Source organism: Parasphingorhabdus sp., assembly GCF_965233695.1.
In the GTDB taxonomy this organism is placed as follows: Bacteria; Pseudomonadota; Alphaproteobacteria; order Sphingomonadales; family Sphingomonadaceae; genus Parasphingorhabdus.
Map to the genome: position 1 here is coordinate 3498024 of NZ_OZ247497.1, position 12798 is coordinate 3510821.

The following is a 12798-nucleotide window of genomic DNA, read 5'->3' on the forward strand; positions in this document are numbered from 1 at the left end:
TCTCCTCAATTCTTCGGCGCGCGTAACGCTTCGATTTCGTTTGTCAGTCGGTGGCTGTCGTCGGTCACAATCCGCTCAACATTGGCAAGACGGTCTTTCATTGAACCAATCTCGGCGCGCAGTTCTGCGTTTTCCTGTGTCAGCAGTTTGACGCGTTCGACCGCTTCGTTATCGGTTTTCGGATAAACTGCCTTGCCCCACTGATTCTCGAGCGGATAGCCGTTTTTAATTCGCATCCAGGTTGTGGCTACCCATCCTAACGTGATGGCTGTACAGGCAAATCCGATGGGCCACAAAATTGATGGGTTAGCTAAAATGGCTTCCATTATCCCTTCTCCCTTAAAGCTTCTATTTCATCTGCTGTTCGTTTGGCAGGATCGGTGGCGATCCGTTCAAGTACAGCGAGGCGTTCTTGCAAGCGGTCGATTTTGCCGACCAGTTCTTCATTTTCATGAGAAAGCAGCTCGATTTTACGTTCGGCCTTTGGATCACCCTTGTCAGATGTTCCGCCCCATTCATCTTCGAGTGGGTAGCCATGTTTTGCTCTGATCCAGTTGTTGATAATCCAGCCAGCATAGCAAACTGCGATGATAGCGATTACAAATCCCGGTCCACCCCAATTCATAGATAATCTCCCTTAAATCTCTCGTTCGGTTTAGCGCAGCTGCTCGATCTCGTTGGAGAGCGCGCTGTTGTTACTGGTGTAATATAGCTCCATGTCGGCCAGACGGCGGTCAATCTCGCGGAACCGTGATTTCACATCACGTGCCGTGCGGCGAGGGGACTGGCGCACACCTTGCCAGAATTGCAATTCCTCTTCGGTACCGTAGAGTTCCAGTGGTTTGGCATCCGCCGATTTTGCTGCAACCCAATAGGCGATCAAGGTCCATGGAAAGGCAAAAGTTACCGTTGCGATGACAGCCGCGATCCGCACCCAGATAACATTTATCCCGGTATAGTCGGCAATTCCGGCGCATACTCCGCTCCATTTGGCGCGCTGCTTATCAAGATAAAATTTCGTTCTTGTAGAGGTCATGATCAGCGCCTTTCTTTGAGCATTTTGTCAAAATTTTCGAGGGTTGGTTTCGGGTCACTGGTCGCGTCGGTAAGAGCCGACTGACGCCAATTTGGATTATCGGCCGCCATGATCCGTTCGATCGTTTCCATTCGATCATCAAGACGGCGAGCCATGGTGTGCAACTCATCGAGCAGTTGCTCGTCTTCATTGGTGATGGTTGCGGCCGTTTTCCATTTTGTAACATAGTGAAAGATGATCCAGGGCAGGCCGATAAACAGCATGCCAACGACAAATATCGGTACGAGTATGTCTTCCATTATTTGTCACCTTTCTTCATGGCTGCCTTCATGGCTTCCAGTTCATCATCAACTCTGTCGCTGCTTTCGAGCGCGGCAATCTGGCTTTCCAACGTTTCCGGTTCACCACCCATCGTGAGTGCATCGGCACGTCCCTCGGCCTGGTCCACCTGACGCTCCAGATATTCAAATTTCGAAAATGCGTCATGAACTTTGTCGCCATTATACATTTCACGAATTTTATAGCGGTTCTCGGCGCTTTCGAGCCGGTTAACCAGGCTGCTCTGGCGAGAGCGTGCTTCCTGCAGTTTCTTTTGCAGCTTGGCGATATCGCCTTCTGACGCGCGCAGCGCATCGTCCAGTACCTGAATTTCAACCGTAAGCTGTTCCGCCATGTCAGCGGCTTTGCGCTTTTCGATCAACGCAGCCTTGGCGAGATCTTCGCGATCCTTGGACAGCGCCAGTTGCGCTTTCTCGTTCCAGTCTTCGGTAAGCTGGTTCAGCTTATCAATATGGCGGCGCATTTCCTTTTGATCGGCAATGGTGCGCGCAGCAGAGGCGCGAACTTCGACAAGGGTTTCTTCCATTTCCAGGATGATCATACGGATCAGCTTGGATGGATCCTCCGCCTTGTCGAGCATGTCCGTAACATTGGCGGCGATGATATCGCGTGTTCTTGAAAAAATACCCATAGTTAAACTCCGGTAGTTGCTAGCATTGTGCCTGGAATGGTTCGAACGTTCAGGCTGGTCTTCATAAAATTCGACGTCTTCAATCTGAAAAGGTGGCCGGGACCTTACTTCGGCAAGGGGGAATGAAGGGGTCCCGGCCATTTCGCCTGTCACGCTTTATAGCTGACAGTTGGGGAAATTGTACCATCTTCTGAGATGGTCGGACCTTGCGCTTCGGCAGGGCCAACGGCGCTGATCAAAATCGTCAGGCTGAAAAGCAAGACAGAAATGATCGCAGAAACGTCGGTTCTGCTCAAATTCATAGATTTGCTTGATTTCGTAGTTGCTGACATTTTGTCCTCCGTTTGGTCGATTTCGGTCCCTTTCGGGTTCGTAAACAACATTGCAGGAGCCGTGCCAGTTTTATAAGCTATTGATAAATAGAAATAATATAAGTTTCTATCAAAATGAACATGGTATTAATTGCTATTTAATAGGAATTTGCACTATATATTGGTCATGGAACGCGAAAATCAGTTTATCGGGGAATCCGGGGCTTTTCTTGATGCGGTGGAAAAAGCCAGTCGCGCGGCTGCTTTGGACCGCCCCGTCCTTGTTATCGGGGAGCGCGGCACAGGTAAAGAGTTGATCGCAGAACGGCTTCACCGCTTAAGTATGCGTTGGGATGGCCCGCTGGTTACGCTGAATTGCGCTGCGATGCCCGAAACGTTGATCGAGGCCGAGCTGTTTGGCCATGAAGCCGGTGCTTTTACAGGTGCGACCAAGAATAGGGTCGGGCGCTTTGAGGAAGCGGATGGTGGCACATTGTTTCTCGATGAACTGGGGACTTTGTCTTCCGCTGCCCAGGAACGATTGCTCCGTGCGGTGGAATATGGCGAGATCACGCGCATTGGGTCTTCACGGCCGCAGCGGGTCGACGTGCGTATTGTTGCGGCAACCAACGCAGACTTGCCAAAAATGGCCGATGAAGGGAAATTTCGCGCGGATTTGCTCGACCGGCTCTCTTTTGAAGTCGTGACCTTGCCGCCGCTGCGCTACCGCGAGGGCGATATACCGGTACTGGCGGACTATTTCGGACGGCGGATGGCGGCAGAGCTGGAGTGGGAACAATGGCCCGGTTTTGGTCAATTGGCCTCGGAAGCCCTGGGACGGCATCAATGGCCAGGTAACGTTCGCGAGCTTCGCAATGTCATCGAACGCGCGGTTTATCAATGGAGTGACTTTACCCGGCCCGTTGACCATATCGTTTTCGATCCCTTTGAATCGCCCTGGAAGCCGAGGGAAATGCCGTCTAGGCAATCACGGACTGCCGAATTGGAAAGCCCGCCGGAAAAGGCGGAATCTGCTCAGTCAGCGCCCAGTGCAGAACCGGAATATTCTGCGGTTGATGATATGAAAGAAGCAGTCGAAGCTTACGAAAAGCGTATTCTCGAAGCGGCCTTGGCCAAGTCCCGCTATAATCAGCGGCAGACCGCCAAAGCACTTAATCTTACCTATGATCAGCTTCGGCATTCGCTCAAGCGTCATGATTTATTGGGGTAGGTTCTTGTTCGCCCAACCGGCCCATAACCTCCCAAACGGCTCTGCTAGATCCGATCACGCATAAACAAACCAAAAAAAGAGGGCCGTAAAGCCCTCTTTCTCTGTCTGTTTCCAGTATGATTAGCCGCCGAGATTGGCGTTCACCATGCAGTAAAGCATTGGCAAGGACAGCAGCGTGTTGGTCCGTGACGCCATTAGAGCAACTTTGGCCGCAGACGCCTTTGCATCTGCATCCGCTTCCACCATGCCCAAAACTTTTTTCTGGTTTGGCCAGATCAGGAACCAGACGTTGAATGCCATAATGAGCGCCATCCACATGCCAACACCAATCAACAGATAGCCTTCCTGCAGAAGCAGAGCCTGCGTCAGATAGCCTGTCAGATGGGCGACGACCAACCCGGTGATCACCGTAAACAAGGCGGCCCAGCGAAAATAGAAAAGCGCGCTTGGTGCGATATGCTTGGACACTGCCGGCTTTGCTTCATCGGGAATATTCGGCATTTGCGGGACTTGGACGAAGTTGAAATAGTAAAGCAGGCCGATCCACAGTACGCCGAAAAATGTGTGCAGCCAGCGGAAAAGACCATTAACCTGGTCGCCCAGCGGGCCGATGCCGACAATGACCAATATGGCGAGCAACAAGCCCACCAGCATCACCAGATTCAGATTTCCAAAAAACTTAGCCATTATATTCTCCCCCAAGATTAGCCTGTAACAATGGCGCAATATTATGCCGCCAAGCCGTTTTTGTCACGGAAAAACGCTGTCACGTGCCCATATGCTCTAATGGACAGTTGCTGATGGAACCTTTTGCCACCATATGCGCTGTTTGAAAGTTATTTTAACCATGGAGAAAACCCTCAATGTCCTTTGAACTTCCCCCGCTACCCTACGCCAAAACCGCTTTCGGTGAACTAATCTCCGAAGCGACATTTAATTTTCACCACGGTAAACATCACAATGCCTATGTGACCAAAACCAATGATGCGATCGCCGGGACGGATCATGCCGATAAAAAATTGTCGGAGATTATCAAAGCTTCTGAAGGCGGACTGTTCAACAACGCCGCGCAGGTTTGGAACCACAGCTTCTACTGGTTGTGCCTGAGCCCGGAAAAGAAAGAAATGCCAGCGGAATTGAAAAGCCGTATTGAAGCGGACTTTGGGTCAGTTGAGGAGTTTAAGGAAAAATTCAAAGCCGAAGCGGTGGGCCATTTTGCTAGCGGTTGGGCGTGGTTGGTGCTGAACGGTGATAAACTTGAAATTACTTCACTGCATGATGCGGATAGCCCGGTTGCTCATGATATGAAGCCATTGCTGACCATCGATGTTTGGGAGCATGCATATTATTTGGACTATCAGAACGCTCGTCCTGACTATGTGTCGGCATTGCTCGATAATGCGATTGATTGGGACTTTGTTGCACAGAATTTGGATGGCGAGGGCGTCAGCCGCGCTGACCAAGGTTAAACAGTTTTACCTAGAAATTTCGGGACCGCGCTCCGTACCATCGGGGCGCGGTTTTTACTTGGGTGCTTATTTGGATTTGACCTCTTCCCTCTCTTCATCCTGACCGAGATCAAGCCCGTGACGCATGAGCATCGGGACATTGGCTAAAGCGAAAACGAAAGATAATATGGTGATGCCCCATACTTTCAGCGTCAGCCACAAGTCGAATGTGAGAAATAATCGCATGGCTTCGTTCAGGACTGCCATGGCAACAAAGAATATCGCCCAGTTACGCGAAAGCTTTAACCAACCTTCATCGGACAGGCCTTCATAAGCGGCCTGCAGTAGATATTTCAGCATGGCTTTGCCGCGCAATAAACCAACGCCCAAAATCAGGGCAAAGCCCAGATAGATGATGGTGGGCTTGATCTGAATGAACCGCGGATCGTTAAAATAGATGGTCAACGCGCCAAAGCCGATCACAAGAACCGCCGAAAGCCAAAGCATTGGCGATACTTTGCCCAGCTTCCATTTGGAGACAATCACGGCGACCGTTATTGCCGCCATGAAGGCACCCGTACCATAAATCGCGGACAAGATCGGATTGTCACCCGGAACCGCAAATTTGTAGACCAGAAAAAAGACAACCAACGGACCGAAATCAAGCGCAAAGCTCAGGCCTTTATGTTCCTGTTTCGGTTCTACATTGATGACATCATCGCTCATTCTTCAATTCCTGCTATGGCCGCCGCCAGATCGTTGGCATCAAACGGTCGTAAATCTTCCAGAGTCTCACCCACGCCAATGGCATGGATCGGCATTTCAAACTGTTTGGCAGCGGCCACAAGCACGCCGCCACGCGCGGTTCCATCAAGCTTGGTCATGATTAAACCGGTAACCTTTGCCACTTCCTTAAATACTTCAATCTGGGACAAGGCATTTTGTCCCGTTGTGGCATCCAGAACCAATACGACATTATGCGGTGCCTCTGGGTTAAGTCGTCCAAGAACCCGGCGGATCTTGTCGAGCTCATCCATCAATTCCGTGCGGTTTTGAAGGCGTCCGGCTGTATCGACAATTAACACGTCAATGCCTGTTGCTGTGGCCTGTTTAACACCTTCGTAGACGATACTGGCGCTGTCGCCGCCTTCCTTGCCACTGATAATCGGAACGCCAAGCCGTTCGGCCCAGACTTTCAGCTGTCCAATCGCAGCCGCGCGGAACGTGTCACCCGCCGCAAGCATCACCCCATAATCCTGTTCCAAGAACAAATGCGCCAGCTTGGCGATTGTTGTGGTTTTTCCCGATCCGTTGACGCCGATCACCAGGATGACCTGCGGTCGGGGGAAGGCGTCTATTTCAAGGGGAACAGCCACAGGAGCCAGAATCTCGGCGATTTCCGACTGGATAATTTCCCGAACCGCATGTTCGCTAAGGCCTTTCTCAAACCGTTCTTTGGACAGTTTTTCGCGAATGGACGCGGCGGTTGCGGGACCCAAATCGGAGATGATCAGGGCGTCTTCAATTTCATCAAGCGTTGCCTCATCCAGTTTCGCCTTGGTGACGAGCCCCGACAGGTTTTCAGTCAGGCGGCCTGATGTCTTGCTGAAACCGCCGAACAGACGATCTTTCCACCCCGGTTTTTCACTCATGTAATATGTCTTCCAATCAGGTTCCCGCCATCAAACGCAATGACTTCGACGGGGATGATTTGTCCTTCTGGCATGGTTTCTTCGAAACGAATATGCGCAAAATTCTCTGCATAACCGGCTTTGCCATTTAGCTCGCACAAAACATTCTGCCGTGTGCCGACAAGATTGTCGCGCCAGGCCTGTGCCTTGTTGGCGACTTTCTCCCGTAGTGCCTTCGCTCGCTGTTTGATGACGGTACCGTCCACTTGCGGCATCTTGGCAGCTGGCGTGCCCTTACGCGGTGAATAGGGGAAGATATGCCCATGGATGACATCGCATTGATCGATAATGTCCATGCTATTGGCAAACATCGCTTCGGTCTCTGTCGGAAATCCAGCGATAATGTCCGCACCAATCGCAATTTCGGGACGCTTTTCCTTCAACCGGGCAACCAGCTCTATCGCTTGTTCGCGGTCATGGCGGCGCTTCATTCGTTTAAGGATCATATTGTCACCGGATTGCAGCGATAGATGTACGTGCGGCATCATCCGCTGTTCACCGGTCAAAATGTCAAACAAACGATCGTCAATCTCGACACCATCGACGGACGAGAGCCGAAGCCGCTTTAGATCAGGTACATGCTTTAATAATCGCTCGACCAGTTGCCCCAGGCTTGGATAGCCCGGCAGATCGGGGCCATAGCTGGTCACGTCAACGCCCGTCAGTACGACCTCGTTAAAACCTTTGTCGACCAGTTCCTGAACCTGCTGCACGACTTGCCCCGCCGGAACTGACCGGCTGTTGCCGCGGCCATAGGGAATAATGCAAAAGGTGCAGCGATGGTCGCAGCCATTTTGCACCTCGACAAAGGCGCGGGACCGTTCGGCAAAGGCGCTGACCATATGTGGTGCAGTTTCACGGACCTGCATGATATCGGACACGCGTATATCCGGCTTGTTGGTATCCAGTCCGAATTTGAAATTGTCGGCATCATATTTGTCGAAATTGCCGACCACGCCGGATGTTTCAGGCATGGCGTCAAACATGGCCGGATCTATCTGGGCTGCACAGCCGGTCACGACGACATTTTTTTCGGGATTATCCCGCTTGGCGCGGCGAATGGCCTGACGGGTTTGCCGAACAGCTTCGTTCGTGACGGCGCAGCTATTGACGATGATCAACTGATCCGCGTCGACTTTAGATCTCGCCAGACTTTGCCGGATTGCTTCGCTTTCCGCGATATTGAGGCGGCAGCCCATGCCGATGATTTCAGGACCGCTCATCCGAATTCATCCCAATTGGTTTCGCCGGAAAAGACATAGGTTGTCGGACCCTGCATCTGGATAGAGCCGCCTTCTTCCCAAGAGAGGACAAGCGTTCCTCCGGGCAGATGCACGTTGACCGGGCTTTCTACCAATCCGCGCTTTAGAGCGGCGACCGCGGTGGCACAGGCCCCCGTTCCGCACGCCCGGGTTAGGCCGACACCGCGTTCCCAGACCCGCAAATGGATATCATTGTCATTGATATGGGCAATATTCACATTCACCCGCTCCGGAAACAGGGGATCCACCTCAATCATGGGCCCCAGGCGGTCAAGTTCGACAGCATCGCAATTCTCGACGAAAAAGACCACATGTGGATTGCCGACATTGACGGCTGCCGGATCTTGCAAATCTTCCCAGCCGACCGGCATATGCAATGTGTCCATAGCATAGGCGAGGGGGATGCGGTTCCAGTCAAAAACCGGTTCGCCCATGTCGACCAGGGCACCTTCATCGGTCGCATGGCCGGAAATCATTCCACCGGCCGTTTCTATAGTGGTTTCGGCGCCGAGCAATTTCACCACGCATCGCGTTGCATTGCCGCACGATTCAACTTCGCCGCCATCGGCGTTGTAAATTTGCATGCGAACGTCGGCTTTGTCCGACGATCTGAGAATGATGAGCTGGTCGCAGCCGATCCCGTTCTGGCGATGGGCAATGGCTGCGGCCTTCGCTGGTGGCATGGAGATATCTTCAGACATGTCTGGAGCGCGCGCGTCGATAATGACAAAGTCATTGCCCAACCCATGCATTTTATGAAATCGCCCGATAGTCATGAAGGGCGATTTAGGGACGACTGTCTGGCAAGTCCAGCAATAGAATAGGCCAGATCGCGGTATTCAGCAGAGATTAGCCCGCTTTAAGCTGCTGGTGCGCGTCAACTGCCTGCGCCTGATCTGGGTCCTTGGCTTTGTCAGTGACGGGCTGGGCCGGCAACAGATTGCGTTCTGCAAGTAATTTGCGTGTCTGTTGCATCGACAATGGCCGTCCATAGTGCCAGCCTTGTCCTTTGGAACAGCCAATGTCACGCAGCACATTTTCAATGGCTTTGTCCTCGATACCCTCTGCGGTAATTGGCATGCCGAGGCTTTCGCCAAGCCCCGTTATGGCTTTGACAATTGCCGCGCTTTCAGGGTTTTCCAGAATTGACACCACAAAACTGCGATCAATCTTGATTCTATCGAAGGGCAGGGCGCGCAAATGGGCGAGCGAACTATAGCCGGTACCAAAGTCATCCAGAGCAATGCGAATACCCTGGTTCTTCAAGCTGCCAACAATTGACTGGGCAAGACTGAGATTTTCAAAGAGGGAACTCTCGGTGATTTCAATTTCAAGCCGGTTTGCCGGAAACCCGGTTTCGACAAGTAGTTTGACTATTTTTTGGGCGAGCCAGGGATCCAGAAGCTGAACGGGCGATATGTTTACCGAAATGCTGAGACTGGGGTCCCAATTTTTCGCATCTTCAAATGCCTGGCGCATCACATCAAGCGACAAGTCTCCAATCATGCCGGTTTCTTCTGCAATCGGGATGAATACTTCCGGAGAGACCAAACCTTGGGTTGGAGATTCCCAGCGAGCAAGCATCTCGAAACCGGTCAGTTTGCCAGTCGCCAGATCAATTTGCTGTTCATAATAAGGCACGAATTCATGAGCCGGTATACCTTTGCGCATACCCGACTCAATTGTATTGCGGGTTTGCAGCTCCTGCTCCATCGAAACATCGAACCAGCAGAAACGGTTACGGCCCTGCTTTTTCGCGCTATACATCGCGATATCGGCCCGGCGCATCAGAACGTCGACCCCTTCCGATTCAAAGTCAAAACGCGACATGCCGATTGAAGTCGTAACGACGAGATGATTGCCATTTTCAACAATTGGCATCGAAATACTGTCAATCAGGTCATCGGCAATTCGGTCGACCATTTCCGGCTGATCCGCATCAAAGATAAATGCGCAGGCAAATTCATCACCACCAAGACGAGCCAGCAGGTTATTTGGCGGAATGACCTGCGCAATTCTCGCGGCAACCTCTTTCAGCACAACATCGCCGGCACTATGGCCGTGCACGTCATTGACGGTTTTGAAATTGTCGAGATCGAGCATCAGGAATGCGGTACTCTTGTTCTTGCGCTGTGCTGATGCGATCATTTCCGATGTTTTTTCGGTCAATGTCCGACGGTTGAGAAAACCGGTCAGCGGATCAGTAACCGCCAATGAATGGGCCAGTTCTTCTGCCGCAGCCCGTTCTGCGACTTCTGCCTCCAGATCGCGATAACGGCGCCATCCGAATAAAATCAGTGCGATGTTAAGGAGAAAGCCCGATACCAGCATTTTGTCAGTGCCACCGCCGTAGCCCGAAAGAGATGCGATCGCTTCGGTGATAACGGTGCCGCCAGTACCAACGAACATCAGGATCGCAAAGATCACAATCAGGCTAGTGACAACGTCACGTCGCGCAGAGATTGCATGCTTGTTATTGGACGTTACGCTTTTTTCGGCCGACATATTTTGCCCCATGACGGTTTTCCCACATTTTTTCAGTGTGCTTATTGGGATGATAATCCTCAATTTCTGGTTAAGATTGCTGAATTTAGGGGATTTAAAGGGTTGCGAGGCGATCCAAGATCGACTAATGGCACCTCAAATAGCGAGACTTGATGTTTCGTGATTTCAGTTTCGAGTTCAAAAACTCACACGTCGGTCAGCGAGGTTTCGCCCACCGGCGTTTTTTGCGTTGCCCGGTTTTAGGGTTGTTTTAGGCTGATTTCAGCCGGTTTGAGAGAAAGGAAGACGCCATGTTTGACAAGTTAAGCGACCGGCTCGGCGGCGTCTTTGACAAACTGCGTGGTCGCGGGGCGCTGAAAGAAGAAGATGTCCGCGCAGCAATGCGCGAAGTGCGGATTGCTTTGCTGGAAGCCGATGTTGCGCTTCCGGTTGTAAAGGATTTCGTTGAAAAAGTCACCGAACAGGCTGTCGGCCAGTCGGTACTCAAATCGATTACACCGGGCCAACAAGTCGTCAAGATCGTCAATGACGGTCTGACGGATATGCTGGGAGCCGAAGTCAGCGGTCTGAATTTGGCGGTAGCACCGCCGGCAATCATCATGATGGTCGGTCTGCAGGGCTCTGGTAAGACAACGACCACTGCCAAGATCGCCAAGCGGCTGAAAAACAAAGAGAATAAGAAGGTCATGATGGCCTCGCTCGACGTCAATCGCCCTGCGGCTCAGGAACAACTGGCAGTATTGGGCGAGCAGATTAATGCTGCCACGCTGCCAATTGTCGAAGGACAGCAACCGGTCGAGATAGCCAAACGCGCACTGCAGGCGGCAAAATTGCAGGGTTTCGATGTTCTGATGCTCGATACCGCAGGTCGCCTGCATGTCGATCAGCAACTGATGGACGAGATGAAGGCGGTCGCCGATGTCTCGAAACCACAAGAAACACTCTTGGTTGTCGATGCTCTGACCGGTCAGGATGCCGTTAATGTCGCGTCCAACTTTTCCGAGCAGGTCGATCTGAGCGGTGTGATCCTGACGCGGATGGACGGCGATGCCCGTGGTGGTGCGGCGCTTTCGATGCGGGCGGTTACCGGTAAGCCGATTAAATTTGTCGGCGTTGGCGAGAAAATCGATGCGCTGGAAGAATTTCATCCGGAACGTGTTGCCGGCCGCATTTTGGGCATGGGCGATGTTGTCAGCCTGGTGGAAAAAGCCGCTGCAACGGTCGACAAGGAAGAGTCCGAGGCGCTGGCCGAAAAAATGGCCAAGGGGCAGTTTGACCTCAATGATTTGCGCTCGCAGCTCCGCCAGATGACCAAAATGGGCGGCCTCGGGGCGCTGGCCTCGATGATGCCGGGCATGAAAAAGGCCAAGGCCGCCATGGCGGGTGGCGCGATGGACGACAAGGTTCTGGTGCGCATGGATGCTATTATCGGTTCGATGACCAAGGAAGAGCGCGTGCGCCCCGGCCTGCTCAATGCGAAGCGCAAGGTGCGTGTAGCAAAGGGCTCCGGTACGACAGTGCAGGACGTCAATAAGCTCCTGAAAATGCATCAGGAAATGTCCAAGGCGATGAAAAAGATCAAGAAAATGGGCGGCATGAAGGGCTTGATGTCGATGTTTGGCGGAGGCGGCGGTGCTGCTGGTGCAGGCATGGGCGGTCAAAATGGTGGAATGGGCGGTATGCCCGGACTGCCGGACATGTCTCCAGGCGGATTGCCACCTGATCTTGCAAATTTGTTGAATAAGAAGAAATAGTTTTAGAAATTACGTTTATTATATTGTTTTAGAAAGGTTTATTATGTCAGTAGCAATGAGAATGGCCCGTGGCGGCTCCAAGAAACGTCCTTATTACAAGATCGTGATCGCCGATGTACGTGCACCACGCGACGGTAAATTTATTGAGCGTATCGGCAGCTATAACCCGCTGCTCGCCAAAGATGACGAAAAGCGTGTAGTTCTGGACGTTGATCGCGCGAAGCATTGGTTGAGCGTTGGCGCCAAGCCGTCAGACCGTGTCGCCCGTTTCCTTGATGCCGCAGGCTTGATCAAGCGTGACGCACGCAACAACCCGAACAAGGGCAAGCCAGGCGAAAAAGCCACTGAGCGTCTCGAAGAAAAAGCCGAAAAAGCTGCTGCTGCTGAAGAAGCTGCCAAAGAAGCGGCTGCTGCTCCTGCTGAAGAAGCGCCAGCAGAGGAAGCGGCCGCAGAAACACCGGCAGAAGAAACACCAGCCGCTGAAGAAGCTGCTGCTGAAGCGCCTGCCGAGGAAGCCAAAGCCGAAGAAGCACCTGCTGAAGAGGCTCCCGCTGCAGAAGAAGCGACCGAAGAAAAGTCCGAGGGCTAAT

General features: G+C 52.3%; 16 protein-coding genes. 4 read left to right on the forward strand and 12 right to left on the reverse strand.

Going from position 1 to position 12798, the window contains the following annotated elements; genetic code table 11:
- Window positions 1-5: 5 nt before the first annotated feature.
- From ACO6S1_RS16745 to ACO6S1_RS16770, 6 genes are all read right to left on the reverse strand, one after another.
- Window positions 6-326 (reverse strand): hypothetical protein, encoded by a 321-nt coding sequence (locus ACO6S1_RS16745; protein ID WP_422343695.1) that lies wholly within the window; start codon window positions 324-326, stop codon window positions 6-8.
- Window positions 326-625 (reverse strand): hypothetical protein, encoded by a 300-nt coding sequence (locus ACO6S1_RS16750; RefSeq protein ID WP_422343696.1) that lies wholly within the window; start codon window positions 623-625, stop codon window positions 326-328. The genes ACO6S1_RS16745 and ACO6S1_RS16750 overlap by 1 nt, the downstream gene beginning before the upstream one ends.
- Window positions 626-655: 30 nt before the next feature.
- Entirely contained in the window at window positions 656-1036 is a 381-nt protein-coding gene (gene pspC / locus ACO6S1_RS16755) for an envelope stress response membrane protein PspC (protein ID WP_422343697.1), read from the reverse strand.
- A gap of 2 nt (window positions 1037-1038) precedes the next feature.
- Window positions 1039-1335: an envelope stress response membrane protein PspB gene (gene pspB, locus ACO6S1_RS16760; protein ID WP_422343698.1), complete on the reverse strand. Its 297-nt coding sequence runs from the start codon at window positions 1333-1335 to the stop codon at window positions 1039-1041.
- Window positions 1335-2006 carry a phage shock protein PspA gene (gene pspA, locus ACO6S1_RS16765; protein ID WP_422343699.1) on the reverse strand — a complete coding sequence of 224 codons (672 nt, stop codon included), beginning with the start codon at window positions 2004-2006 and terminating at the stop codon, window positions 1335-1337. The genes pspB and pspA overlap by 1 nt, the downstream gene beginning before the upstream one ends.
- Window positions 2007-2155: 149 nt before the next feature.
- Window positions 2156-2308 carry a hypothetical protein gene (locus tag ACO6S1_RS16770; RefSeq protein WP_162559066.1) on the reverse strand — a complete coding sequence of 51 codons (153 nt, stop codon included), beginning with the start codon at window positions 2306-2308 and terminating at the stop codon, window positions 2156-2158.
- 196 nt (window positions 2309-2504) lie between these two features.
- Between ACO6S1_RS16770 and pspF the strand changes: the two genes are divergently transcribed.
- Window positions 2505-3548, forward strand: coding sequence for a phage shock protein operon transcriptional activator (gene pspF / locus ACO6S1_RS16775; protein ID WP_422346223.1), 1044 nt, complete (start codon window positions 2505-2507; stop codon window positions 3546-3548).
- A gap of 120 nt (window positions 3549-3668) precedes the next feature.
- On the opposite strand, the gene ACO6S1_RS16780 is transcribed toward pspF, so the two are convergent.
- Window positions 3669-4235, reverse strand: a complete 567-nt coding sequence (locus ACO6S1_RS16780) for a urate hydroxylase PuuD (RefSeq protein WP_422343700.1) — start codon at window positions 4233-4235, stop codon at window positions 3669-3671.
- Between the two features lie 176 nt (window positions 4236-4411).
- Between ACO6S1_RS16780 and ACO6S1_RS16785 the strand changes: the two genes are divergently transcribed.
- A complete protein-coding gene (locus tag ACO6S1_RS16785) occupies window positions 4412-5017 on the forward strand; it encodes a superoxide dismutase (protein WP_422343701.1) in 606 nt (201 codons plus the stop codon).
- Window positions 5018-5083: 66 nt separating this feature from the next.
- Here the strand turns inward: ACO6S1_RS16785 and ispZ are convergent, their stop codons facing one another.
- The 5 genes from ispZ to ACO6S1_RS16810 form a co-directional block, all read right to left on the reverse strand.
- Window positions 5084-5722: a septation protein IspZ gene (ispZ, locus tag ACO6S1_RS16790; RefSeq protein WP_422343702.1), complete on the reverse strand. Its 639-nt coding sequence runs from the start codon at window positions 5720-5722 to the stop codon at window positions 5084-5086.
- Window positions 5719-6648, reverse strand: coding sequence for a signal recognition particle-docking protein FtsY (gene ftsY, locus ACO6S1_RS16795; RefSeq protein WP_422343703.1), 930 nt, complete (start codon window positions 6646-6648; stop codon window positions 5719-5721). Before ftsY ends, ispZ begins: the two co-directional genes overlap by 4 nt.
- Window positions 6645-7910 (reverse strand): tRNA (N(6)-L-threonylcarbamoyladenosine(37)-C(2))-methylthiotransferase MtaB, encoded by a 1266-nt coding sequence (gene mtaB / locus ACO6S1_RS16800; RefSeq protein WP_422343704.1) that lies wholly within the window; start codon window positions 7908-7910, stop codon window positions 6645-6647. Before mtaB ends, ftsY begins: the two co-directional genes overlap by 4 nt.
- Window positions 7907-8725, reverse strand: a complete 819-nt coding sequence (gene dapF / locus ACO6S1_RS16805; RefSeq protein ID WP_422343705.1) for a diaminopimelate epimerase — start codon at window positions 8723-8725, stop codon at window positions 7907-7909. Before dapF ends, mtaB begins: the two co-directional genes overlap by 4 nt.
- A 73-nt stretch (window positions 8726-8798) precedes the next feature.
- Window positions 8799-10454, reverse strand: coding sequence for a putative bifunctional diguanylate cyclase/phosphodiesterase (locus ACO6S1_RS16810; protein ID WP_422343706.1), 1656 nt, complete (start codon window positions 10452-10454; stop codon window positions 8799-8801).
- A gap of 290 nt (window positions 10455-10744) precedes the next feature.
- On the opposite strand from ACO6S1_RS16810, the gene ffh reads away from it, so the two are divergent.
- Window positions 10745-12208: a signal recognition particle protein gene (gene ffh / locus ACO6S1_RS16815; RefSeq protein WP_422343707.1), complete on the forward strand. Its 1464-nt coding sequence runs from the start codon at window positions 10745-10747 to the stop codon at window positions 12206-12208.
- Window positions 12209-12251: 43 nt separating this feature from the next.
- Window positions 12252-12797, forward strand: a complete 546-nt coding sequence (gene rpsP, locus ACO6S1_RS16820; protein ID WP_422343708.1) for a 30S ribosomal protein S16 — start codon at window positions 12252-12254, stop codon at window positions 12795-12797.
- Window position 12798 lies beyond the last annotated feature (1 nt).

Excerpts from the sequence above, each read along its gene's own strand:
- ACO6S1_RS16745 (WP_422343695.1), bottom strand. The coding sequence starts at position 326 with ATGGAAGCCATTTTAGCTAACCCATCAATTTTGTGGCCCATCGGATTT.
- ACO6S1_RS16750 (WP_422343696.1), bottom strand. The coding sequence starts at position 625 with ATGAATTGGGGTGGACCGGGATTTGTAATCGCTATCATCGCAGTTTGC.
- pspC (WP_422343697.1), bottom strand. The coding sequence starts at position 1,036 with ATGACCTCTACAAGAACGAAATTTTATCTTGATAAGCAGCGCGCCAAA.
- pspB (WP_422343698.1), bottom strand. The coding sequence starts at position 1,335 with ATGGAAGACATACTCGTACCGATATTTGTCGTTGGCATGCTGTTTATC.
- pspA (WP_422343699.1), bottom strand. The coding sequence starts at position 2,006 with ATGGGTATTTTTTCAAGAACACGCGATATCATCGCCGCCAATGTTACG.
- ACO6S1_RS16770 (WP_162559066.1), bottom strand. The coding sequence starts at position 2,308 with ATGAATTTGAGCAGAACCGACGTTTCTGCGATCATTTCTGTCTTGCTT.
- pspF (WP_422346223.1), top strand. The coding sequence starts at position 2,505 with ATGGAACGCGAAAATCAGTTTATCGGGGAATCCGGGGCTTTTCTTGAT.
- ACO6S1_RS16780 (WP_422343700.1), bottom strand. The coding sequence starts at position 4,235 with ATGGCTAAGTTTTTTGGAAATCTGAATCTGGTGATGCTGGTGGGCTTG.
- ACO6S1_RS16785 (WP_422343701.1), top strand. The coding sequence starts at position 4,412 with ATGTCCTTTGAACTTCCCCCGCTACCCTACGCCAAAACCGCTTTCGGT.
- ispZ (WP_422343702.1), bottom strand. The coding sequence starts at position 5,722 with ATGAGCGATGATGTCATCAATGTAGAACCGAAACAGGAACATAAAGGC.
- ftsY (WP_422343703.1), bottom strand. The coding sequence starts at position 6,648 with ATGAGTGAAAAACCGGGGTGGAAAGATCGTCTGTTCGGCGGTTTCAGC.
- mtaB (WP_422343704.1), bottom strand. The coding sequence starts at position 7,910 with ATGAGCGGTCCTGAAATCATCGGCATGGGCTGCCGCCTCAATATCGCG.
- dapF (WP_422343705.1), bottom strand. The coding sequence starts at position 8,725 with ATGACTATCGGGCGATTTCATAAAATGCATGGGTTGGGCAATGACTTT.
- ACO6S1_RS16810 (WP_422343706.1), bottom strand. The coding sequence starts at position 10,454 with ATGTCGGCCGAAAAAAGCGTAACGTCCAATAACAAGCATGCAATCTCT.
- ffh (WP_422343707.1), top strand. The coding sequence starts at position 10,745 with ATGTTTGACAAGTTAAGCGACCGGCTCGGCGGCGTCTTTGACAAACTG.
- rpsP (WP_422343708.1), top strand. The coding sequence starts at position 12,252 with ATGTCAGTAGCAATGAGAATGGCCCGTGGCGGCTCCAAGAAACGTCCT.